This is a genomic window from Streptomyces kryoterrae, assembly GCF_054072135.1.
Genome location: NZ_CM133358.1, coordinates 2,584,277 through 2,606,367, shown reverse-complemented (window position 1 = coordinate 2,606,367; position 22,091 = coordinate 2,584,277). Strand labels below are relative to the sequence as shown.

Sequence of the window (22,091 nt, the reverse complement as noted above, 5' to 3'; positions counted from 1 at the left end):
CGTTTGATAAATATCAAGTCATGCCTCTCATTCCCGAGGAGCCTCAGATTCACGAGAGTGCCCAGGGTCCCCGTGTCGCTCCGGCCAGTGGCCACAGCGCGCCGACCCCCCGTCCCGTACCCGGCCCGCGCCCCGCGGCTTCGCCGCGTCCCGGCCGTCCGGGTCCCTTCCGGCCCACCGCGCCGGCCCAGCGTGCATCGCACGACGCGCCGGCGGCCGTGGCTTCGACCGTCGGCGCGGTCAAGCCCGGGCCGTCCGCGGCTCCGGCCCCCCCTGTCCCTTCCATCCCTTCCGCGCCTGTCTCCGAGGCCCCGGCGGCTCCGCAGATCCAGCTGATCCCGGCCTCGGCCGAGGGCGCGCTGGACGCCGCCGAGGAAGCCGTCGACCTGCTCCTGGAGTCGGGTCGGGCCCCCGGTGAGGTGCTGGTGATCACCACCGGCGATCCGCACCCGTGGGCCGCGCACGAGCTGTCCTTCGGTGAGGGCCCGTACTGGGCGCAGCACGACGCGGGTGACGACGTCTTCTATGCCGACGCCGCCGCTCTGAGCCGTGCCGCTTCCCGTCCGGTGGTCGTGGTCGCCGTCAACGGCGGAACCGACACGACGACCGCCGCGGCCCTTCCCCTGGCCCTCGGCCGAGCCGGTGCCCTGCTGATCTGCTGCGGCGACTCGCAGCAGATCAACTCGGTGCTGGGCGCGGGGGTCTGAGCAGCTTCGTGAACCGTCCGGGTCGGCCGGTCCGGCGACACCGGACCGGCTGGCGGAGGGCGACTGAAGCGGTGACCGTACGGCGGGCGATCCGACGTTCCCCGATGCCGGACGCGCCGGGATGCCGGTGGCTGCCGTGAGGCTCGCCGCCGTGCCTTGGCCCGGGCGGCAGGAAGCGGGATCGTAAGGGCGCATCGTCATGGGCGACGGGGGCACGCGTGCGCGTGCCCCCGTCGCTGTGGCGCTGGATGCCTTCCGGACGACTCGACTCGTGTTGCCCATGTACGGGCTTCTCGTCGGCATACGTCCTACCGGCGGACGCCGTTGTCCGCGGTGGCCGATCCGTGTACGGCTGTGGCGCGTCGGCCGCTGGGCGCCAGTGTCAGCGGGCTGCCGCGCGGCGCAGGATGTCCGAGGCGGTGCCTCCGGTGCGGGGCATCGGCAGCAGTGGTGGTGCCTCGGACATGGCGAAGGGCTCCGGTGGTGAGTCCGCGTTCGGGCGGCGCCCGCCACGACCCTCGCCGAGCACCTGCCAGCCGTCGCGGGTCAGCGTGATGTACGCGCCGCAGCGCAGCCCGTGCAGGGTGCAGGCGTCACGCAGACCCCACATCCACGCGCCGTCCTCCTCCGTCCAGCGCGCGTCCCCGTCACGGCAGTAGAGCAGGACGGCGGTGCGCACCGGAGTGCGGCGACGCAGGTCGTGGGGGATGACCCGACGCAGCTGTGCGAGCAGCGAGTTGCGGAACATCCAGCCGTCGGCCGGCGCCGAACGGCGGGTGAACGAGGCGCTCGCCTGCAGCCGCTCGTCAGGATCGAGGACGGCCACGATCGCGGTCGCGGGCCCGGGGCGGTGCCGCGCGTGCAGTCCGCTGACGACCTCACGGGGATTGCGCAGCAGGGGAATCCCGGCTGCGGCCCACTCCGCGGGTTCGAGCATGCGGGCTGCTGAGTTGGTGGAAGCGGCGGACAGGTCGGCAGAAGTCGACATGGATGCCGCGGGGGACGGAGTGAATCCGAAGGTCACGGTCCTCCCTTCGGCTACGCGCCCGCACTGCGGGCGGGAGATCGGACTTGGGGAGCGCACACCGCGGCGGAGCCCTGCCGGACCACGGGCACGCCGTGCGGGGAGCGGACTTCAATTCTCGCTGTCGAACTGGGTTGCGGCAACGAGCAAATGGGGCCACCGACCGGCTTCTGGTGATCTGTGGATTATATCCCTGCCAGGTGTGTCATTTGTAGATGGCTGGGGTGGCCGGGAACGTGCCGTTGGTCCGCTTGTTCGGTTTGGTTCACCTTCTCGTCATCGACGGCGGAGGGCGAGGACCAGTGGCGACGCTCGCTGCGCCCCGGCCCGTCGTCGCCCCCGGGCCGCCCCGCGAGGGTCCACCCGGTCGCCGTGAAGTCGTCCGAAAGGAGGACCGTCCCAGGCTCCGAACGCCTGGGGGGACTGTCCGTACGCATGCCGTCACGGCCGTGGATTGGGCCGTTGTCAGTGCTGTGAGGTTGCATGGGGGCATGAGCAACCAGGAGCTACGTGATGAAGCCGACGCCATCCTCGCTGAGCTGGTCGGTGCCCCTGGGGGTTCGGCGCGGCTGCGGGAGGACCAGTGGCAGGCGGTGGCGGCCCTGGTGGAGGAGCGCCGGCGTGCCCTGGTGGTCCAGCGCACCGGCTGGGGAAAGTCGGCGGTGTACTTCGTCGCCACGGCTTTGCTGCGCAGGCGTGGCTCCGGTCCTACGGTGATCATCTCGCCGCTGTTGGCGCTGATGCGCAACCAGGTCGAGTCGGCGGCACGGGCCGGTATCCGGGCGCGCACGATCAACTCGGCCAACCCGGAGGAGTGGGACACCATCTACGGGGAGGTCGAGCGCGGCGAGACCGACGTTCTCCTGGTCAGTCCGGAACGCCTCAACTCCGTCGATTTCCGTGATCAGGTGCTGCCCAGGCTCGCGGCCACCACCGGCCTGCTGGTGGTCGACGAGGCGCACTGCATCTCCGACTGGGGACACGATTTCCGCCCCGACTACCGCCGGTTGCGCACGATGCTCGCGGAGTTGCCGGCGGGGGTGCCGGTACTGGCCACGACGGCGACCGCGAACGCGCGGGTGACGGCGGATGTGGCCGAGCAGCTGGGCACGGGGGGCGGGGACGCTCTGGTGCTGCGGGGGCCGCTGGACCGGGAGAGCCTGCGGCTGGGCGTGCTGGAGCTGCCGGACGCGGCGCATCGGCTGGCGTGGCTGGGGGAGCGGCTGGGGGATCTGCCGGGTTCGGGGATCATCTACACGCTGACGGTGGCGGCGGCGGAGGAGGTCGCGGCGTTCCTGCGGCAGCGCGGGTATCCGGTGTCCTCGTACACGGGGAAGACGGAGAACGCCGACCGGCTGCAGGCGGAGGAGGATCTGCTGGCGAACCGGGTGAAGGCGCTGGTGGCGACCTCGGCGCTGGGGATGGGCTTCGACAAGCCGGACCTGGGGTTCGTGGTGCACCTGGGGTCGCCCTCGTCACCGATCGCCTACTACCAGCAGGTGGGGCGTGCGGGGCGCGGTGTGGATCACGCGGATGTGCTGCTGCTGCCGGGGCGGGAGGACGAGGCGATCTGGGCGTACTTCGCCTCGGTGGGCTTCCCTCCCGAGGAACAGGTGCGGCGCACGCTGGCCGTCCTGGAGGAGGCGGGTCGTCCGCTGTCGCTGCCGGCTCTGGAGCCGTTGGTGGATCTTCGGCGCTCGCGGCTGGAGACGATGCTGAAGGTCCTGGACGTGGACGGGGCGGTCAAGCGTGTGAAGGGGGGCTGGGCGGCGACAGGGCAGCCGTGGGCATACGACACCGAGCGCTACGCCTGGGTCGCCAAACAGCGCGCCACCGAGCAGCAGGCCATGAGGGACTACGTGGCGACCACGGGGTGCCGGATGGAGTTCCTGCAGCGGCAGCTCGACGACGAGAAGGCGGTCCCGTGCGGCCGCTGCGACTCCTGCGCGGGGCCCTGGCTCGATCCCTCGGTGTCGTCCAGCGCTCTCGCGGGCGCTGCGGGCGAACTGGACCGCCCCGGGGTCGAGGTCGAGCCGCGCCGGATGTGGCCCTCGGGCATGCCGGCGGTCGGGGTCGACCTCAAGGGCCGTATCCCCGTCGGTCAGCAGGCGGCGACCGGGCGGGCGCTGGGCAGGCTGTCGGACATCGGCTGGGGCAACCGCCTGCGTCCGCTGCTGTCGGCGCAGGCCGCGGACGGGCCGGTGCCGGACGACGTGCTGGCCGCCGTCGTGACGGTGGTGACCGACTGGGCCCGCTCGCCGGGCGGCTGGGCCGGCAGCGGTCCCGACGCGGCGGCGCGGCCGGTGGGGATCGTCGCCATGCCCTCCCGCACCCGCCCGCAGCTGGTCGCCTCGCTGGCCGGGGGAGTCGCCCGGGTCGGCAGGCTTCCCCTGCTGGGCAGCCTGGCCTACACCGAGCGGGCCGACGAGTACGCGGCGCACCGCAGCAACTCCGCCCAGCGGCTGCGCGCCCTGGCCGCCTCGTTCACCGTGCCCGAAGAACTCGCCGCCGCCCTGGCCGCCACCCCCGGCCCGGTTCTGCTCGTCGACGACTACACCGACTCCGGCTGGACCCTGGCCGTAGGCGCACGTCTCCTGCGCCAGGCCGGAGCCGACGCGGTACTCCCACTCACCCTTGCCGTGGCCGGGTGAGGGAGCCTCGCTCGGATGCCTCCTGAGCTGTCACCAGCCTCGCGCGCGGCTTCTGTGCCGGGTCCGGGGCTCGGGGTGCCCCTCGGTCTGTTCAGCCGGCCTCGGCTCCAGTCGGCGGGAGCCGAGCAACAAGTCATGGCGAACCTTTGCCCCGCGACGCGCTCGGAGACCTTGTCGGCCGGCTGCCTGTCCCCGGCGGCCAGGAGCCCAGGAGTTGAGGGCGGCGGTGATGCCGATGATGATCGCGGTGATGACGTCTGAAATCTCATGTTCGGTATGCCATCCACCTTTTGTTCGGTGGTGACATGCGAGTGCCCGTTCGAGGCGGTGTCGCGCTGCGTCGAGGGTGTACGGGGGCGCCTGTGAATCCCGACATCGCCCTTGGCATGTCCCTGATTTGAGTTATCCACAGGCTCAAGCGGGATAGCGGAAACCGCGAGATCGTCACCGCATGACGAATCACAGCGAAACGCATCAGGTCACCCTGCGTACCCCTGCCGAACTGGCCGACGCCCTGCCATATTTGCTCGGCTACCACCCCGAGGACAGCATCGTCCTGGTCGCGTTGCACGACCGGGACGGGCGCGGCCGGTTCGGAGGCCGCGCCCGGCTCGGAATTCCCGCGAACCCCGACGACTGGCCCGCCGTGGCACAGCAGCTGACGCACGGTCTGGTGACTGGAAGCGAGCGCAGAGGCGCACGGCCCGAGAGCATGGTCGTGTACCTCTGCCAGGAACCGAAGGAGGGTGAAGCGCGGCATCAGGTGAGGGAACGTCTGCGCCCGCTCGCCCAGTTGCTGCGCACCGAATGCGGCAGTCTCGACGTGCCCGTGGTCGAAGCCCTGTGCATCGCCGACAACCGCTTCTGGTCCTACTGCTGTGTGACGCCCGAGTGCTGCCCGGACGACGGAGTGCCCATGGGCCTGCCCGGCACCTCGGTGCTGGCCGCCGCCGCGACCTACGCCGGCCTGCAAGTGCGGGGCACCCTGAAGGAGTTGCGGGCCAGGCTTCAACCCTGGGAGACAGCTGCGGCGCTGGAACAGGAACGCGCGCTCGACACCGCGAATGCCCGCCTGGTCCCGCGGATCCTCGACGACGCGAGCCGCGCGGACGTGGCCGAGGAGACCCTGCGACAGGCCCGGCGGGCCAGGAGCCGATTCGCCGACGCACCCGCCGCCTCCGGCACGCTCCTGGCAGACCTTCGGGACGACGAACTGCTCGCACACGACGAGGCCGCCTCGCTGATTCTGGGCCTGCAGGATCGTACGACGCGCGATCGCGCGGCGGAGTGGATGGAAGGTGACGAGGCGGCACCGGCGCTGCGCCTCTGGCGTGCCCTCGCCCGCCGCTGTGTCGGGCCGTACCGCGAGCACGCTGCGGCTCCCCTGACGCTCGCCGGCTGGGTTGCCTGGTCGACCGGCGATGAGCTGGAGGCCCGGGAGGCCCTGGCCATGGCACTCGGCGCGGACCCTGGCTACCTGTTCGCCCGCCTGCTGCACCAGGCCTGCAACGAGGGTCTGGACCCGGAGTCGATCCGGCGCTGTCTGCGCGCGGAGCGCGGCGGCCGATCTCGCGTGGCTGCCGCGCGGCCCGGAACCACGCCGGACAGCGCGCGGATCGCGGGCGGTGACGCGTACGAGGACGGGGGCATCGGCTGGGGTGAGAACCCGGAGGGGCTCGAGGCCACGGACGGCTTCGAAGGGACGGAGGGATTCCAGGGGACGGAGAGTCTTGAGGGGACGGAGATTTTGGAAGGGACCGAGAGTTTCGAGGGAATGAGCGGTGTCGGTTGCGTGGAGGGGATCGAGAGTGACGGCTGGATCGACGACACCGAAGCCACGACGCCCCTCGACCACATCCCGGGTCCCCCGTCCTGCTCGACATCGATCAGCGGTGCCACCCGGGCGCTGGAGTCGGCCACGAGGCGTCGACGCCGGGTAGGCCCGTCAGATGACGGCGCCACCCGCCCCCGCGCGAAGAGGACGGGCGGAACCCGTCCCCAGCTCTTGGGCAAGTCCTCCGTACGCCGGCGCAGCCCGGGCACCGGGGAGGCCGCTCCTCGCGGCCACCGGACGAAGGGGGGCGACGCGTGAACCCGGGTGGGGCGGTTCATGGGCGCCCAGGCCGCAGCGGCATTCCCGTCGGAAGGATCGGCAAGGGCACGACAACCGACGGGCGCCCGAACGGAGACGGGGAGGGCGACCGACGGCCGAGCAGGGGCGAGGCGCCCGAGCGAGTCGCCAGGGAAGGGACAGCTGACCGGCGTCCGGGCAACCGCGTGCCTGTCGGCGGACGGTTCGGCAACGGCGGAACACGCGACCGGCGATTGAGCAACGGCAATGCGTCCCACGTACAACTGACCGGCGCCAGGGCGGCTCACCGACAACCCACCCTCCCGGCCACAGGGGACGGCCGATGCAGTCGTCCCGGCGCCGGCCGGACGTATGCTCCGCCTCACCGCCATTCGGTCGGCCTGTCCCGCCGGAGGCGTGACTCGGGGAAGCCCTGGTCCGTTCACCTGAGTGGCGGAACCCTTGGACAGGCCGAGCCGCCGCATCACCCCTGTCCTGCCGAAGCCCCCTACCGGGCGCCGAGCGCGCCCTCGGCGCCCAGAGCGCAGAAGAAGTCGCCCATGTATCCGCCGACCCCGCCCTCGGCCGCCGACGACGACCGTCGTGCCGCAGGCACACCCACGCCGCCCTTGCGGGGAGGTGGCGGCGGAGCAGCACCCGGGAACGCAGGGGACCCGCGAGGCTCGGAGCCTCGTTTCCCTGGCACCGGGCGCCCTTCCGCACCCCTGGCAAGGGGCACGTCGCCATCGCTGGCGCCGCCTCCCTCTCACCGGCCGCCGCAGGTCCCGCCGTCCGCCGTCCGCCGTCCTGCTCAGCTGCCCCCGACCCACACCACCCTGATCTGCGTCGCCCTCCCCGGGCTCGCGATCTCCACGGACCAGGGGCAGCTCACCGGTCGGGGACTGGAGGGCTTCTACCGCGGGGGCAGGCGCGTGCTCGCGCGGTGCCAGGTCCGCGTGGCGGGCCGTGAACCACTCGCGGTACAGGCCCGGATGACAGCCGCCGACCGCGCCCGCTTCGTGGGGACGTTGCGCGTCTCCCCCGACGGCGGGCCGGACCCGGACGTCATCGTCGAGCGCATCCGCCACGCGGACGGCACGGAGCGGATCACCCTGCACAGCTCGGCGCCGCGCCCGCTGCGCCTGCCGGTCGAGGTATCGCTCGGTACCGACATGGCGGACCTGGGCACGATCGCCTCCGGCACCGCGGGCCCCGAACTGCCCGCCAGCGTCCACGCCTCCGGCCTGCGCTGGTCCTGCGCCACCGGCAGCGCCGCCGTCTCCGCCGACCCGCCACCCGCCGACGCGCTTGCCTCCGCGGGCCTGTTGCGCTGGGAGCTCGAACTGCCCCCGGGCGGTTCCATGACCCTGGAGCTGCGTATACGGCAGGACGGCGCGGGGCCTGTCCGGGCCGTGGGCCACGTGGCGACGAGCCCCTTTGCCCCGGCACGGGCCGCCGGCGACGATCCCCGTGTCGAGGCGCTACTGCGGACCAGCGTCGAAGACCTCCAGGCCCTGCTTCTGCGCGACTTCGCGCATCCCTCCGACACCCATCTCGCGGCAGGCGCGCCGTGGCGCTGCGGCATGGCCCCGGCCGAGGCTCTCGCCGCCGCCCGAATGACGCTTCCCCTCGGCACCGGGCTCGCGGCGGCCACGCTGCGAACCCTCGCCCGCACCCAGCTCCCGGGGCCGGGCCCGAGATCCGGCATGCTCCCCGGCCCGCTCCGGGACGCGGGTCCCCACCTGCCACCGGGCTGTACGGGTACGGAGGCCACCCTGCTCTTCCCGGTGCTCCTCGCCGAGGCCCGGCGCTGGGGGCTTCCGGAACAGGTGACCGAGGAACTGCTACCGACCGCCGAGCGCTGTCTGACCTGGCTGCGCGTGACCGTGGGCGACGGAACCTACCTGCCCGATCCGCAACCGGGCGGCCCGCTGCGCTGCGAGACGCAGGCCCACGCACACCGCGCCGCCCTCCTGGGCGCCGATCTCCTCGACGCGTACGGCAGGCCGGGCGGTGCCGGGCTGCGGCAGTGGGCCCAGGAGCTGCGCACCGCGTTCAGGGACGACTTCTGGGTCGAGGACCGGGGCGGCGGCAGACCTGCGGCCGCCCGTACGCCGGACGGGCGCACCGTGCCGCACTTCGGTGCGATCGCCGCCCATCTCCTCGACACCGGTCTGCTGGGCGCGGGCGGGCCGGCCCCCGGGCTGCTCGACAAGGTGCAGACCGGACAGCTCGCCCGGCTGTTCGGCAGTCCGGCCATGGACTCCGGCTGGGGCTTGCGCGGCCTGGGCGTCAAGGAGGCGGGATACAACCCGTTCGGCCACCGGAGCGGTGCCGTGCGGGTCCAGGAGACCGCGGTGGCCGTCGCGGGCCTGGCCACCGCCGGGTACGAGAAGGAGGCGAGTGCGCTGCTGCGCGGCCTCCTGGCGGCGGCCGAGGCCTTCGAGTACCGGCTGCCGGAGATGTACGCGGGGGAGCAGCGCGTGGAAGGAGGCGCTCCGTTGCCCCACCCGGCGGCCTGCCGGCCGTCGGCCACCGCTGCCGCCTCCGGGATGCTGCTCCTCGCGACCCTGGCCGGTATCCGCCCGGACGCCCCGGCAGGCACGGTCATGCTCCGCCCGGTACGCAGCGTGCCGCTGGGCGAGATCAGCCTGACCGGGCTGCGGATCGCGGGTGCCCCCTTTTCCGTACGGGTCGGCCGTCTCGGCGTGGCCATGGTCGAGGAGGCCGCCGCGGGACTGCAATTGGGTGCGTGACCTCGTACGACATGTCTCGGGAGGACGACCTGAAGCGGTCTGCGGGACGCGGGCCCGACCACCGTGGACCAGTCATGTGTGCGGCCGGAGAGGGGAGTGTTTATCGTCAGGAAGACGACTATGATCTCGGCATGCCCTACGACCCGTCAGCCTTCCCGCCCTTCGCCGTCACCGTGGACCTGGTCGTGCTGACCGTGCGTCGTCACGCCCTGTGCGCGCTGGCGGTACGCAGGGGTGAGGCGCCCTTTCAGGGGCGCTGGGCGCTCCCGGGCGGCTTCGTACGGGCCGATGAGGATCTGGCACAGGCCGCAGCGCGTGAACTGGCCGAGGAGACCGGCCTGCGCGCCCACGACCCGGACGCCCCGGCTCAGGACAACGGCGCTCACCTGGAACAGCTCGCGACATACGGCGACCCCAAGCGCGATCCCCGGATGAGGGTGGTCAGTGTCGCCCATCTCGCGCTCGCCCCCGACCTACCCGCCCCCCGCGCCGGCGGTGACGCCAACAGTGCCCGCTGGGCACCCGTCGAGGAACTCCTGCAGCAGGGCGGCTACGGCCGAGACGGCGAACAGGCGGCACCACTCGCCTTCGACCACGCCCAGATCCTGTCGGACGGGGTGGAGCGCGCCCGCTCCAAGATCGAGTACTCGTCGCTGGCCACGGCGTTCTGCCCGACCGAGTTCACCGTCGGCGAGTTGCGCCGTGTGTACGAGGCGGTGTGGGGTGTCGCCCTCGACCCGCGCAACTTCCACCGCAAGGTCACGGGCACTCCAGGCTTCCTCGTCCCCACCGGAGGTACGACCACCCGGCAGGGCGGTCGCCCGGCCCAGCTGTTCCGGGCCGGCGGCGCCACCCTGCTCAACCCTCCGATGCTGCGTCCCGAGGTCTGACACCGAACCCGCTGGGGCGACGCCCTCCTTCAGGGCCCCGCCACACCCAAGAAAACGGACATAACGCGCTATCTTGCTACGGGTGATCCAGGCCTTCGGACTGACCAGCAACCCCTGCAAGGAGCTCCCGCCCGCCGTCGACGACGTCTCCTTCGAGGCACGCGCGGGCTGCGTCACCACGCTCCTCGGCGCCCCGGGCGCCGGCAAGACAACCGTGCTCAGGCTCATGCTCGAACTCCAACAGGGCCGTGGGACCGCCTACTTCAGAGGCCGCCCACTGCACCGCATCGCCCATCCGTCACGTGAGGTCGGCGTGCTCCTGGGCGATGTGCCGGGGCACCCCGCGCGCACCGTCCGGGGCCAACTCCGCATGCTGTGCGCGGCGGCAGGCGTCCCGGTCCGCCGTGCCGACGAAGTCCTCGAGGTCGTCGGCCTCGTCAGCCTCCGCGACGAACGTCTGGGCACACTGTCGCGCGGCATGGACCGTCGGCTCGGCCTCGCCTGCGCCCTGCTGACGGACCCGCACACCCTCGTGCTCGACGCGCTCACCGACGGTCTGTCCGCCGGCGAACGCCTTTGGCTGCACGGCATGCTGCGCGCTCACGCGGCCCAGGGTGGCACCGTCCTGTGCACCACCACCGATCCCAAGGAGGCGGCCCGCACCGCCGATCGGATCATCACCCTGGAACAGGGGCGACTCGTCGCCGACCAGGAAGCCGCGGACTTCTCCCGCACCAGACTGCGCCCCCGCGTCGCCGTGCGCAGCCCGCACGCCGCTCGTCTCGCGGCTCTGCTGACCAAAGAGGCCCGGGCTGCGCAGCGCTCCGTGGAGGTCGTGCCAGAGGCCGGCAACCGGCTCTCCGTGTACGGCAGTACCTGCGCGGACATCGGTGAGACCGCGTTCCGGCACGGCATCCTCGTCCACCAACTCGCCGACGAGATCGGTGACATGGGTCCCGGAGCCGGCTCGACCCGTCAGAACGAGCCACTGGCATGCGTTGTGGCCCGTACGGCTGACGGGACAACTGGGCCTGGTGAGGTCAGAGCAATCGGTATGACCGGAAAGGTCGACGACCCGGCACGAGGGAAGACTGCCGGGGCCACGCCGGAGGACACCGACGTGCCTCCGGGTTCTGCCACGACTCCGGGCCTTTCCGTATCGCACGACTCCGCCGGGCAAGGTCCTCGCACAGCCACTGCGGCGTCAACCGGGACCACCCCGGCAACCCGTCTCCCCGAGCCGAACGTGCCCACCAGCCACTTGCCGACAGCCGGGCGTGCCTCGGTGGCGTCCGCCGCTGCGCGCCCCCAGGACGCCTGCCCGCGTCCCTCCGACGCCCTCGCCTCCGGCAGCCTGCCCCCGCTCCCACCCCCCATCTCCGTCCGCCCCGCTCCGAGTCCGCTGCGTCCCCTCCGTTACGAGCTGCGCCGGGCCGGCGGTGTCGGCACCGGGTTCCTGACCGGGGCAGTCGTGCTCGTCTCGTCCGTGCTCATCGCCGTACTCCTGGCCCGCGTCGGCCACACTCCGCAGCACCGCCTGCTGGCCGCCTGGCCGCAGGAGCTGCCGCTGCCGCCCGCGGCACTCGGCGCCGGGCTGCTGGGCGCCATCGCCTTCGGCGACGAGTTCCGCCACCCCGCACTGGCGGCCGACCGGGGCACCGTGCCCCGCCGACTGGGACTGCTCCTCGCCAAGCTCCTCGTCGCCGCGGCCACCGGGCTGCTGCTGGCCTTCCTCACCGTGGGCTGCGACGCAGAAGTGCTCTACCTCGTCTACGGACGGGAGCTGGCGCGAGTTCCCGCGGACTGGCTCGCACTGACCACGAGTTGGTTCGGCCTCGTGATCGGCTGCGCGTGGGCCGGAGTGCTGGCCGCGGGCATCTTCCGGTCCACCACCGCCGGGCTCGCGGCGGTGGTCGCCGTACCGGTCCTCGTGGTGCCCCTCGTACAGAAGGTCCTGGACGGCTCATCCGTGCGGAGCGCGGCCGGTTTCTCCCTGCGCCTGCGGGAACTGCTCCTGGCGCAGTGGCCCTTCGGGGGCGAGCGGTATCTGGCCGCCGGCGCGCGGATCATCGCCCAACCCGTCGGCGGCGCGCTGACGTTGTCGCTGGCCGCCCTGCTCTGCGCGTATCTGCTCACGACCCTGCGAAGCAGGGTCCGATGACGATCGTCCGGGTCCTTCCGGTCCTGCCCTGCGCACAACTCCCCGGGGAACGCCCGTTTCTTTCCGATAAGGCGTCAATTGCGACGAGGTGAGCGATCACCCTTTCGTGTGCTTTTCACCAAAGACCTCAAGGGAGTTGAAGACGGAGCCGACAAAAGATCCGTGAGTACCCTTGCGCAGACCATGATGACCGCCGCCCGCTCCGCAGACTCCGGTCTCGTCGGCCCGGGCGGGTTTGACCGCTACCCCTACGCCGAGGCTCCCGGTGCCGACCGGGTGGGAGTCCCCTCCTGGGACGCCTCGGACCCGGAGCTGGGCCGTGTCGGCCGTCGCACCGCGGGCAGCCGCGGTCGCGGGCTGCACGGTCAACTCGTCCAGCAGCTGGGCCAGATGATCGTCTCCGGCGACCTGGGCGCGGACCGCCCCCTCGTGCCCGAAGAGATCGGCCAGCGTTTCGAGGTGTCCCGCACCGTAGTCCGTGAGTCGCTCCGGGTGCTGGAGGCCAAGGGCCTGGTGAGCGCCCGGCCGAACGTGGGCACGCGCGTGCGCCCCGTCAGCGACTGGAACCTCCTCGACCCCGACATCATCGAGTGGCGCGCCTTTGGGCCGCAGCGCGACAACCAGCGCCGCGAGCTCAGCGAGCTGCGCTGGACGATCGAGCCGCTCGCCGCTCGCCTCGCCGCCGGGCACGGGCGTGAGGAGGTCCAGCAGCGGCTCGTCGACATGGTCGAGATCATGGGTCACGCCATGAGCCAGGGTGACGCGCTGACGTTCTCGCGCGCCGACGCCGAGTACCACTCGCTGCTCATCCAGCTCGCGGGCAACCGCATGCTGGAGCACCTTTCCGGGATCGTGTCCGCCGCCCTCCAGGTGTCCGGCGGTCCGATCACCGGTTGCGACCGGCCCACCGAGGCGTCCTTGGCGCACCATGCCCGGATCGTCGAGGCTCTCGGGACGGGCGACGGCGCGGGGGCGGAGGCGGCCATGCGGCAGCTCCTCATGGTGCACCCCGAGGTGGAACGCGTGGTCCCCGCCCCGCGCGAGCACTGACCGCGCGCCGAGGGCGGCGTGAGCGGAGGCCGTGTCGCCCTCCGGAACATCGCTCGGCCCGCGAACCGTCACTGCCGGGGCCCCGTCGGATCCCGAGAGGGCTCGGCGGGGTCCGGTGGTGAGATGGGCGACCGGGTGGTGAAGTGGTGCGAGAAAGAGGCGGCGGACCGTCATGCAGCGCCCGGCAAGGCTGTGAATACCGCCGCCGATGGGGACGCAGATGGGTCGGGACGGCCTGGTTGCCGCCATGACTGACCATGTTTAGTAATATTTGATCGCTTCTGGGCTCTTACGGGGTGTGACTCGGGCCACGCAGATTGGGCGTAACGCTTGCGGAGGCAGCGCGATGACCTAAGAGGTGACAGCCGCGGAGGGAATACGGACGCCGTTCAAGGCGCTGTGCATCTTCCCGGCCCCCGCCCGCGCCGTCGGCCCATCCCCAGTCGGCGGTCGTCGGTTCCTGTCCGTAGTGGACGGGGCCGGAAGCCGTTTTCCAACGTTCGAGAGGTTGTTCGTGTCGGCCAGCACATCCCGTACGCTCCCGCCGGAGATCGCCGAGTCCGTCTCTGTCATGGCGCTCATCGAGCGGGGAAAGGCTGAGGGGCAGATCGCCGGCGACGACGTGCGTCGGGCCTTCGAAGCTGACCAGATTCCGGCCACTCAGTGGAAGAACGTACTGCGCAGCCTCAACCAGATCCTCGAGGAAGAGGGTGTGACGCTGATGGTCAGTGCCGCGGAGCCCAAGCGCACCCGAAAGAGCGTCGCAGCGAAGAGTCCGGCCAAGCGCACCGCCACCAAGACGGTCGCGGCGAAGACGGTGACCACGAAGAAGGCCACCGCCACCGCCACCCCGGCGGCCCCCTCCGTCGAGCCCTCCGTCGACGACGAGGCGCCCGCGAAGAAGGCCGCCGCCAAGAAGACGACGACTGCCAAGAAGGCGGTCGCGAAGAAGACCGTCGCCAAGAAGGCGACGGCCAAGAAGACGACCGCGGGCAAGGACGACGCCGAGGCCGTCGAGGACGAAGCACTCGAGGACGTCAAGCCCGGCGAAGAGGAAGAGGAAGGGGCCGAGAACAAGGGCTTCGTCCTCTCCGACGACGACGAGGACGACGCGCCGGCCCAGCAGGTCGCCGTCGCCGGTGCCACCGCCGACCCGGTCAAGGACTACCTCAAGCAGATCGGCAAGGTCCCGCTGCTCAACGCCGAGCAGGAGGTCGAGCTCGCCAAGCGCATCGAGGCAGGCCTCTTCGCCGAGGACAAGCTGGCCAACGCCGACAAGCTCGCCCCGAAGCTCAAGCGCGAGCTGGAGATCATCGCCGAGGACGGTCGCCGCGCCAAGAACCACCTCCTGGAGGCCAACCTCCGACTGGTGGTCTCCCTGGCCAAGCGTTACACCGGCCGCGGCATGCTCTTCCTGGACCTCATCCAGGAGGGCAATCTCGGTCTGATCCGCGCTGTCGAGAAGTTCGACTACACCAAGGGCTACAAGTTCTCCACGTACGCCACCTGGTGGATCCGTCAGGCGATCACCCGCGCGATGGCCGACCAGGCCCGCACCATCCGTATCCCGGTGCACATGGTCGAGGTCATCAACAAGCTCGCGCGCGTGCAGCGCCAGATGCTCCAGGACCTGGGCCGCGAGCCCACCCCGGAGGAGCTGGCCAAGGAACTCGACATGACCCCCGAGAAGGTCATCGAGGTCCAGAAGTACGGCCGTGAGCCGATCTCCCTCCACACCCCCCTGGGTGAGGACGGCGACAGCGAGTTCGGTGACCTCATCGAGGACTCCGAGGCGGTCGTCCCGGCCGACGCGGTCAGCTTCACGCTCCTTCAGGAGCAGCTGCACTCCGTCCTCGACACCCTCTCCGAACGCGAGGCGGGCGTCGTCTCGATGCGTTTCGGTCTCACCGACGGTCAGCCGAAGACCCTCGACGAGATCGGCAAGGTGTACGGCGTGACCCGCGAGCGCATCCGCCAGATCGAGTCCAAGACCATGTCGAAGCTGCGCCACCCGTCGCGTTCCCAGGTGCTGCGCGACTATCTCGACTAGGTCGCGGTCGTACGACACGGAAGGCCCGTCCCCCAGGGGGGCCGGGCCTTCGTGCTGAGCGGAGGTGAGGCCGCGCACCGGCGTGCGGGGAGTGCGGCCCGGCGCGTGCGGAGCGGGGTGCTGCCGTCTGCGGCGTCCCTCTTTCGTGGCGCGAGCGTGCGGGGCGGAGTCTGTTGGATCACTCTGGGTTTCTCGTGATCACCCCAGAGTGAGGAGTGCGCATGCGTCACCCTTTTGTCCGGGCCCTGTCCCGGGCACTGACCCGGTCGTTGGTCATGGCGGCCTCGGCGGCCTTGATACCGCTGGCATCCGCCGCCCCTGTGGCCGCCGACGGCATTGTCGTCGGTGGATTCCCGGTCGACGTGTCCGAGGTCCCGTGGACGGTGGCGCTGTCCAGCCGTGACCGGTTCGGGGGTACGCGCGCCGGGCAGTTCTGCGACGGTGTGGCCGTCGGCCGGACCACCGTACTGACCGCGGCCCACTGCATGGGTGAAGACGTCCTGGGGGCGCCGCCCAATCGCGTACGGGACCTCAAGGTCATCACCGGGCGTACGGACCTGACGTCGACCCAGGGCAAGGAGATCGCCGTACGCGACACCTGGGTCAATCCGGGCTACGACAAGATCAGCAACGCCGGGGACTTCGCCGTGCTCACCCTCGCCGAGGCACTTCCGGAGGGCTCGGTCATCGGGATGGCGGCTGTCGGCGACCCGGCCTACCAACCCGGTACGAGCGCCACGGTCTACGGCTGGGGCGACATCACGGGAGGCGGCGACTACGCGCGCACGCTGCGGGCCGCACAGGTGCACGTGCTGTCCGACGCGCTCTGTGAGCGGGCGTACCCGGGCAGCGCCGACGGGACGTACCGAGCCGACAGCATGCTGTGTGCGGGCGAGGCCGCAGGTGGGCCGGACGCCTGCCAGGGGGACAGTGGAGGGCCGCTGGTCGCTCAGGGCCGGCTGGTGGGGCTCGTGTCCTGGGGGAGCGGCTGTGGACGGCCCGGCAGTCCGGGTGTCTACACGCGGGTCTCGGGCGTCGTGCGGACGTTGGGGTGGGGTGCCGCCGGTGCGGCCGTGAAGGGCGGCTGAGGGCGCGTGGGCGGCGAGGCGGGGGGTTGTCGGGGGTCCACCCTCGCGACTGCGCCTGAGGGCCCCTGAGCGGCTTGAGTGAAGCGGGCGGCCACTCCTGATTGCAGGAGTGGCCGCCCGAATCAACCGACCTGTGCCGGGGCTGGCTCGTCGTCGACGTGCGGTATCAGCGTTCTTCTTCGTTGGAGCTGGCCGGAACGGTCGTCAGTCGCTCCGTCTCGTCCTGTATCTCAGCGGCGATCTTCTTGAGTTCCGGCTCGAACTTGCGACCGTGGTGGGCGCAGAAGAGCAGTTCTCCGCCGCTCGCCAAGACAACGCGAAGGTATGCCTGGGCGCCGCAGCGGTCGCAGCGATCAGCGGCCGTCAGCGGGCTCGCGGGGGTCAGAACAGTAGTCACGTCGCCTCTTCTCTAGCTCGACGAGCTGTCGTACCAGGGTCAACATCCAACCAGGCCGAAAACGTTCCCGCTCGTGGCCTTTCCTCGAAAAAATCTTTTCGAGGTGGCTGTCTGCTTCCGGTTGGCGGCGAATGTGCCGTATTGCGTGTCTTTGTGTCTGTACGGGTTCGCGCTGTCGGTCGTCTGTAGGGGTGTTGGTCCTCCCGGCTGGATTGCCGGTTGTCCATGAGGACGTGCCCGGAGCCTAAATGGTTCATGCCTGGAAGGGAACGTGATATGTACTTCACTCCATCGAGGGATCGAACAGGCATGCGACTCTGGATTAGTGTGAGTTTCGTCGAGGGTGGTGTTACATCGGCTCTACCAGGCCTCGGTACCCTCTGAGCGGCGACCGAAGCCAGGCCCTTACCCATCAGGGCCCCAATTGAAATTCAGCGAGGAGCGAACCGCGTGACCGCCGATACGTCCGTGCCGTCCACAGCGCTGCTGGCAGGAGCAGACCGGGACGGTTCCAACTACACCGCGCGGCACCTGCTCGTCCTCGAGGGCCTCGAGGCCGTGCGAAAGCGTCCGGGCATGTACATCGGGTCCACCGACAGCCGTGGCCTGATGCACTGCCTCTGGGAGATCATCGACAACTCCGTGGACGAGGCCCTTGGGGGCTACTGCGACCACATCGACGTCGTCCTGCACGACGACGGCTCCGTCGAGGTGCGGGACAACGGCCGCGGCATCCCCGTGGACGTCGAGCCCAAAACCGGCCTCTCCGGTGTCGAGGTCGTCATGACCAAGCTGCACGCCGGCGGCAAGTTCGGCGGCGGCTCGTACGCCGCTTCCGGCGGCCTGCACGGTGTGGGCGCGTCCGTGGTGAACGCGCTCTCGGCACGCCTGGACGTCGAGGTCGACCGCGGGGGGAACACCCATGCGATCAGCTTCCGGCGGGGCGTGCCCGGATCCTTCTCCGACGCCGGCCCGGACGCCACGTTCGAGCCGGGGGGCCTGCGCAAGACCAAGCGGGTTCCCAGGACCCGAACTGGTACGCGCGTTCGATACTGGGCCGACCGCCAGATCTTCCTCAAGGACGCCAAGCTCTCCCTGGACAACCTCCACCAGCGCGCTCGGCAGACCGCGTTCCTGGTGCCGGGTCTCACCATCGTCGTCCGTGACGAGGTAGGGCTCGGTGAGGGCGGCAGCAAGGGCGAGGAGTCCTTCCGTTTCGACGGAGGCATCAGCGAGTTCTGCGAGTACCTGGCCACCGACAAGCCGGTCTGTGACGTCCTCCGCTTCTCCGGTCAGGGATCCTTCAAGGAGACGGTCCCGGTCCTCGACGACCACGGCCAGATGACGCCCACCGAGGTCACCCGCGAGCTGGGTGTCGACGTGGCGCTGCGCTGGGGGACGGGTTACGACGTGACCCTCAAGTCGTTCGTGAACATCATCGCCACGCCCAAGGGCGGCACCCATATGGCGGGGTTCGAACAGGCCGTCGCGAAGACGATGAACGAGGTGCTGCGCACCAAGAAGCTGCTGCGGGTGGCCGAGGACGACATCGTCAAGGACGACGCCCTGGAAGGTCTCACCGCGGTCGTCACCGTGCGTCTCGCCGAGCCGCAGTTCGAGGGCCAGACCAAGGAGGTGCTCGGTACCTCGGCGGCCCGCCGCATCGTGACCAACGTGGTGTCCAAGGAGCTCAAGGACTTCCTGACATCGACCAAGCGGGATGCCGCCGCGCAGGCCCGTGTCGTCATGGAGAAGGCTGTTGCCGCGGCGCGTACGCGCATCGCGGCCCGTCAGCACAAGGACGCACAGCGCCGGAAGACGGCCCTGGAGTCCTCCTCGTTGCCTGCCAAGCTCGCAGACTGCCGCAGTGACGACGTCGAGCGCAGCGAACTGTTCATCGTGGAGGGCGACTCCGCGCTCGGTACGGCCAAGCTCGCCCGGAACTCGGAGTTCCAGGCACTGCTGCCGATCCGCGGCAAGATTCTCAACGTCCAGAAGTCGTCCGTGACCGACATGCTGAAGAACGCCGAGTGCGGCGCGATCATCCAGGTCATAGGGGCCGGATCCGGCCGTACGTTCGATATCGACGCGGCCCGCTACGGCAAGATCATCATGATGACCGACGCCGACGTCGACGGCTCCCATATCCGCACCCTGCTTCTGACCCTGTTCCACCGCTACATGCGGCCCATGGTCGAAGCGGGCCGGGTGTTCGCCGCGGTGCCGCCGTTGCACCGCATCGAGCTCATCCAGCCGAAGAAGGGCCAGGACAAGTACGTCTACACCTACTCGGACCGTGAGCTGCGCGAGAAGCTTCAGGAGTTCCAGAGCAAGGGTGTCCGCCACAAGGACTCGATCCAGCGCTACAAGGGTCTTGGCGAGATGGACGCCGACCAGCTTGCCGAGACCACGATGGATCCGCGCCATCGCACGCTGCGCCGGATCAACGTGTCCGACCTGGAGTCCGCCGAACAGGTCTTTGACCTCCTGATGGGCAACGACGTCGCTCCTCGCAAGGAGTTCATCTCCAACTCGGCGGCAACGCTGGACAGGTCGCGAATCGACGCGTGACCCGTCCGGGTTCCGGTGCCGGGGCAGTACTTCCGAGTGCTGCCCCGGCGCCATCTCTCCACCCTGGGGTGGACCCTCGACCGGTGGTGAATCCACCCTTGATCCACCCCGGCTCCGATCCTGGGACCTGCTGATTTCCGTAGCGTCGAAGGCGTCGACAGCACCCGCTGGCGACACCCGCTCCCTCTTCGCCCACGGAGGCCTGATGTCCGGGCTCGTTGATGCCTTGCTGATCGTCGCGGTCGTCGCCCTGGTGGTCGTACGACAGTCCCGCACACGTCGGATGGACGCGGACCGGCGCTGGTGGGTCGTGCCCGTGATCCTGACCGTCGTGGCCCTGCGTGAGCCCGGCCTTGTCGACATCCACCACCGCACGGAGTCGATCACCCTGCTCGTGGCCGAACTGCTCATAGGCCTCGCTACCGGAGCCGGCTGGGCCTGGACGACCCGCGTCTGGGCGGAGGCGGACGGCGTGGTGTGGAGTCGGGGCTCCAAGGCGAGCGTCGCCGTGTGGATCATCGGGATCGGCCTCCGCGCCGGCCTCTTCGCCCTGGGCGTGGCACTCGGCGTCCACCAGGGCACCTCGGCCCTTCTCCTCGCCCTGGCGGCGACTCTCCTGCTCCGCGCCGGAATCCTGCGCTGGCGGACACGGTCCCTGCACCTGGCATCCCCGCACCCGGACCCGCCGCACCCGGACCCGCCGCATCCGGCGTCGACGCCCTCGGCGCACCGGCAGACGACGGCTTACGGTGACGGCGTGTGGTTGCGGAAGGAGCGCGTGTGACGAAGAACGACTGGTTGCGCTGGCCTTCCCGAGAGGCGCTTGGCCGCGAGGGAATCTCACGCAACCGCCGTCGGCTCGCCTGGGCCACCCGGATGCTGGTCCTCGGGATGCTGCTGTGGGGAGCCGTCAGCAGCAATCCGCCCCAGGGCTGGGACTCGGCCCTGGCCGTCGGGGGAGTCCTGGCCGCCGCGCTGCTCGCCTGGGCGCTCTACCGCACAACGTTCCAGCACCGACTGTGGCCATCCCTGGCTCTCCTCCTGTTGCTTCAAGGCCTCGCCGTCGCGGGCCAGACCACGGGCTTCCGCGTGCCGGCTCTCGTTCTGTGGTGCGGGTGCGCGATCACGGCCCTGGAAAGAATGCCCCTGTCAGCCGCTCTGCCCATGAGCATCGTGGCTCTCGGCTCCTACGCGGTCGTCAATGACGATCCCTTGCTCACCACGATCGTCACCAGCATCGGTCTCGCACTCGCCGGATACGTCCTGCGGCTCGACGCCGAAGCGCGCGGCAACGCCCAGCGGCTCCTTGCCCAGGAGCGGGCCGCGCGGGTCGCCGAAGCGGAGTCGGCGGCGCTCGCGGAGCGCGCTCGGATCGCGCGGGAGATCCATGACGTACTGGCACACAGCCTCTCGGCGCAGCTGGTGCATCTGGAAGCGGCCCGCCTGCTGATCGAGCGGGGTGCCGACCGGGACCGGATACTCGAACGGGTGGTGGCGGCACGGGGGATGGCCCGCGACGGTCTGGCCGAGACGAGACAGGCCCTGTCGGCGCTGAGGGGCGAGTTGTCCCCGCTGGAGGACTACCTGAGTGAACTCGTCGGCGCGACCGGCGACGTGGGCGTCACCATTACGGGTGAGCGCAGACAGCTGCCGGCGGAGGCGTCACAGGCCGTGCGCCGGGTCGCGCAGGAGGCACTGACGAATGTCCGCAAGCATGCTCCGGGCGCCAAGGTCCAGGTGCGGCTGGACTACAGCGAGCACCAAGTGACGCTGGACGTACGGGACTCGGGCGGTGCGCCGGGCGAATTCGCCGAGTCGGGCGGCGGGTACGGTCTGCTGGGCATGCGGGAGCGTGCCGAGCTGCTGGGCGGTTCGCTGGATGCCGGGCCGGGCGAGAAGGGGTTCGTGGTGACACTGAGGGTGCCGACATGACGCGGGAGGCAGGCCTGAGGCCCGCGCGGGTCGTGGTCGCGGACGACCAGACCGTCGTACGGGAAGGCATCGTGATGCTGCTCGGCCTGCTGCCCGGGATCGAGGTCGTCGGAGCGGCCGGCGACGGGGACGAGGCCGTGCGGCTCGCCGGTGAACTCGCGCCGGACGTGGTGCTGATGGACCTGCGCATGCCGCGGTGTGACGGCGTCGAGGCGACCCGGCGGATCAGGGCGGAGCACCCCGGGACACAGGTCGTGGTGCTCACGACGTTCGCGGACGATGAGTCGCTGTTCCGCGCGCTGCGGGCAGGCGCGCGCGGCTATCTCACCAAGGACGCGGACGGCGAGGAGATCGTCAGAGCGGTGCACAGCGTGCTGTCCGGGGACGCGGGGCTGGCGCCGAGCATCCAGCGGCGGCTCCTGGAGCGGTTGACGGAGCCGGAGAAGGAGTCCGCCGCGCCCGCCGAGCCTCCCGACGGGCTCACCACGAGGGAGACCGAGGTGCTGGTGCTGATCGCGGACGGCCTCAGCAATCAGGAGATCGCGCACCAACTGCATGTCTCCACAGCGACCGTGAAGACCCACATCAACAACCTCTTCGCGAAGACGGGAATCAAGGACCGCGCGCAGGCGGTGCGTTACGCCTATGGGAGGGGATTGGTGCGCCCTCCCACGGGGTGAGTCACCTAATGGGGTGAAGACTGTGGAGAAGAAGAGTCGGGGATCTTCCCGTTCTGTCCATCC

General features: G+C 70.6%; 15 protein-coding genes. 13 read left to right on the top strand and 2 right to left on the bottom strand.

Annotated elements, in window-relative coordinates:
• Window positions 1-20: 20 nt before the first annotated feature.
• Complete coding sequence (locus ACW4TU_RS10900; RefSeq protein ID WP_457427036.1) at window positions 21-707, top strand: hypothetical protein; 687 nt, start codon at window positions 21-23, stop codon at window positions 705-707.
• Window positions 708-1,089: 382 nt separating this feature from the next.
• Here the strand turns inward: ACW4TU_RS10900 and ACW4TU_RS10895 are convergent, their stop codons facing one another.
• A complete protein-coding gene (locus ACW4TU_RS10895; RefSeq protein WP_457427034.1) occupies window positions 1,090-1,731 on the bottom strand; it encodes a hypothetical protein in 642 nt (213 codons plus the stop codon).
• 491 nt (window positions 1,732-2,222) lie between these two features.
• On the opposite strand from ACW4TU_RS10895, the gene ACW4TU_RS10890 reads away from it, so the two are divergent.
• The 8 genes from ACW4TU_RS10890 (at window position 2,223) to ACW4TU_RS10855 (ending at window position 16,448) form a co-directional block, all read left to right on the top strand.
• Window positions 2,223-4,382, top strand: coding sequence for a RecQ family ATP-dependent DNA helicase (locus tag ACW4TU_RS10890; RefSeq protein WP_457427032.1), 2,160 nt, complete (start codon window positions 2,223-2,225; stop codon window positions 4,380-4,382).
• Window positions 4,383-4,833: 451 nt separating this feature from the next.
• Window positions 4,834-6,474, top strand: coding sequence for a DUF4192 domain-containing protein (locus ACW4TU_RS10885; RefSeq protein WP_457427030.1), 1,641 nt, complete (start codon window positions 4,834-4,836; stop codon window positions 6,472-6,474).
• A gap of 818 nt (window positions 6,475-7,292) precedes the next feature.
• On the top strand, window positions 7,293-9,209 hold the full coding sequence (locus ACW4TU_RS10880; RefSeq protein ID WP_457430025.1) for a glycogen debranching N-terminal domain-containing protein: 1,917 nt from the start codon (window positions 7,293-7,295) through the stop codon (window positions 9,207-9,209).
• Window positions 9,210-9,340: 131 nt separating this feature from the next.
• Complete coding sequence (locus ACW4TU_RS10875) at window positions 9,341-10,099, top strand: NUDIX hydrolase (protein ID WP_457427028.1); 759 nt, start codon at window positions 9,341-9,343, stop codon at window positions 10,097-10,099.
• A gap of 82 nt (window positions 10,100-10,181) precedes the next feature.
• Complete coding sequence (locus ACW4TU_RS10870) at window positions 10,182-12,260, top strand: ABC transporter ATP-binding protein (RefSeq protein ID WP_457427026.1); 2,079 nt, start codon at window positions 10,182-10,184, stop codon at window positions 12,258-12,260.
• 162 nt (window positions 12,261-12,422) lie between these two features.
• Window positions 12,423-13,310: a FadR/GntR family transcriptional regulator gene (locus tag ACW4TU_RS10865; protein WP_457427024.1), complete on the top strand. Its 888-nt coding sequence runs from the start codon at window positions 12,423-12,425 to the stop codon at window positions 13,308-13,310.
• Between the two features lie 514 nt (window positions 13,311-13,824).
• A complete protein-coding gene (locus ACW4TU_RS10860; protein WP_457427022.1) occupies window positions 13,825-15,360 on the top strand; it encodes an RNA polymerase sigma factor in 1,536 nt (511 codons plus the stop codon).
• Window positions 15,361-15,581: 221 nt separating this feature from the next.
• Window positions 15,582-16,448: a S1 family peptidase gene (locus tag ACW4TU_RS10855; RefSeq protein WP_457427020.1), complete on the top strand. Its 867-nt coding sequence runs from the start codon at window positions 15,582-15,584 to the stop codon at window positions 16,446-16,448.
• Between the two features lie 166 nt (window positions 16,449-16,614).
• Here ACW4TU_RS10855 and ACW4TU_RS10850 read toward each other — a convergent pair whose 3' ends face one another.
• Entirely contained in the window at window positions 16,615-16,845 is a 231-nt protein-coding gene (locus ACW4TU_RS10850) for a DUF7455 domain-containing protein (RefSeq protein WP_055532400.1), read from the bottom strand.
• Between the two features lie 450 nt (window positions 16,846-17,295).
• Between ACW4TU_RS10850 and ACW4TU_RS10845 the strand changes: the two genes are divergently transcribed.
• The 4 genes from ACW4TU_RS10845 to ACW4TU_RS10830 all read left to right on the top strand — a co-directional run bounded on the left by ACW4TU_RS10845 (window position 17,296) and on the right by ACW4TU_RS10830 (window position 22,028).
• Window positions 17,296-19,416, top strand: coding sequence for a DNA gyrase/topoisomerase IV subunit B (locus ACW4TU_RS10845; RefSeq protein WP_457427018.1), 2,121 nt, complete (start codon window positions 17,296-17,298; stop codon window positions 19,414-19,416).
• Window positions 19,417-19,621: 205 nt separating this feature from the next.
• Window positions 19,622-20,200: a DUF1453 domain-containing protein gene (locus tag ACW4TU_RS10840; protein WP_457427016.1), complete on the top strand. Its 579-nt coding sequence runs from the start codon at window positions 19,622-19,624 to the stop codon at window positions 20,198-20,200.
• On the top strand, window positions 20,197-21,348 hold the full coding sequence (locus ACW4TU_RS10835; protein ID WP_457427015.1) for a sensor histidine kinase: 1,152 nt from the start codon (window positions 20,197-20,199) through the stop codon (window positions 21,346-21,348). Before ACW4TU_RS10840 ends, ACW4TU_RS10835 begins: the two co-directional genes overlap by 4 nt.
• Complete coding sequence (locus tag ACW4TU_RS10830; protein ID WP_457427013.1) at window positions 21,345-22,028, top strand: response regulator transcription factor; 684 nt, start codon at window positions 21,345-21,347, stop codon at window positions 22,026-22,028. Before ACW4TU_RS10835 ends, ACW4TU_RS10830 begins: the two co-directional genes overlap by 4 nt.
• Window positions 22,029-22,091 lie beyond the last annotated feature (63 nt).

Coding starts and splice junctions, on each gene's coding strand:
- ACW4TU_RS10900 (WP_457427036.1), top strand. CDS start 21: ATGCCTCTCATTCCCGAGGAGCCTCAGATTCACGAGAGTGCCCAGGGT.
- ACW4TU_RS10890 (WP_457427032.1), top strand. CDS start 2,223: ATGAGCAACCAGGAGCTACGTGATGAAGCCGACGCCATCCTCGCTGAG.
- ACW4TU_RS10885 (WP_457427030.1), top strand. CDS start 4,834: ATGACGAATCACAGCGAAACGCATCAGGTCACCCTGCGTACCCCTGCC.
- ACW4TU_RS10875 (WP_457427028.1), top strand. CDS start 9,341: ATGCCCTACGACCCGTCAGCCTTCCCGCCCTTCGCCGTCACCGTGGAC.
- ACW4TU_RS10855 (WP_457427020.1), top strand. CDS start 15,582: ATGCGTCACCCTTTTGTCCGGGCCCTGTCCCGGGCACTGACCCGGTCG.
- ACW4TU_RS10840 (WP_457427016.1), top strand. CDS start 19,622: ATGTCCGGGCTCGTTGATGCCTTGCTGATCGTCGCGGTCGTCGCCCTG.
- ACW4TU_RS10830 (WP_457427013.1), top strand. CDS start 21,345: ATGACGCGGGAGGCAGGCCTGAGGCCCGCGCGGGTCGTGGTCGCGGAC.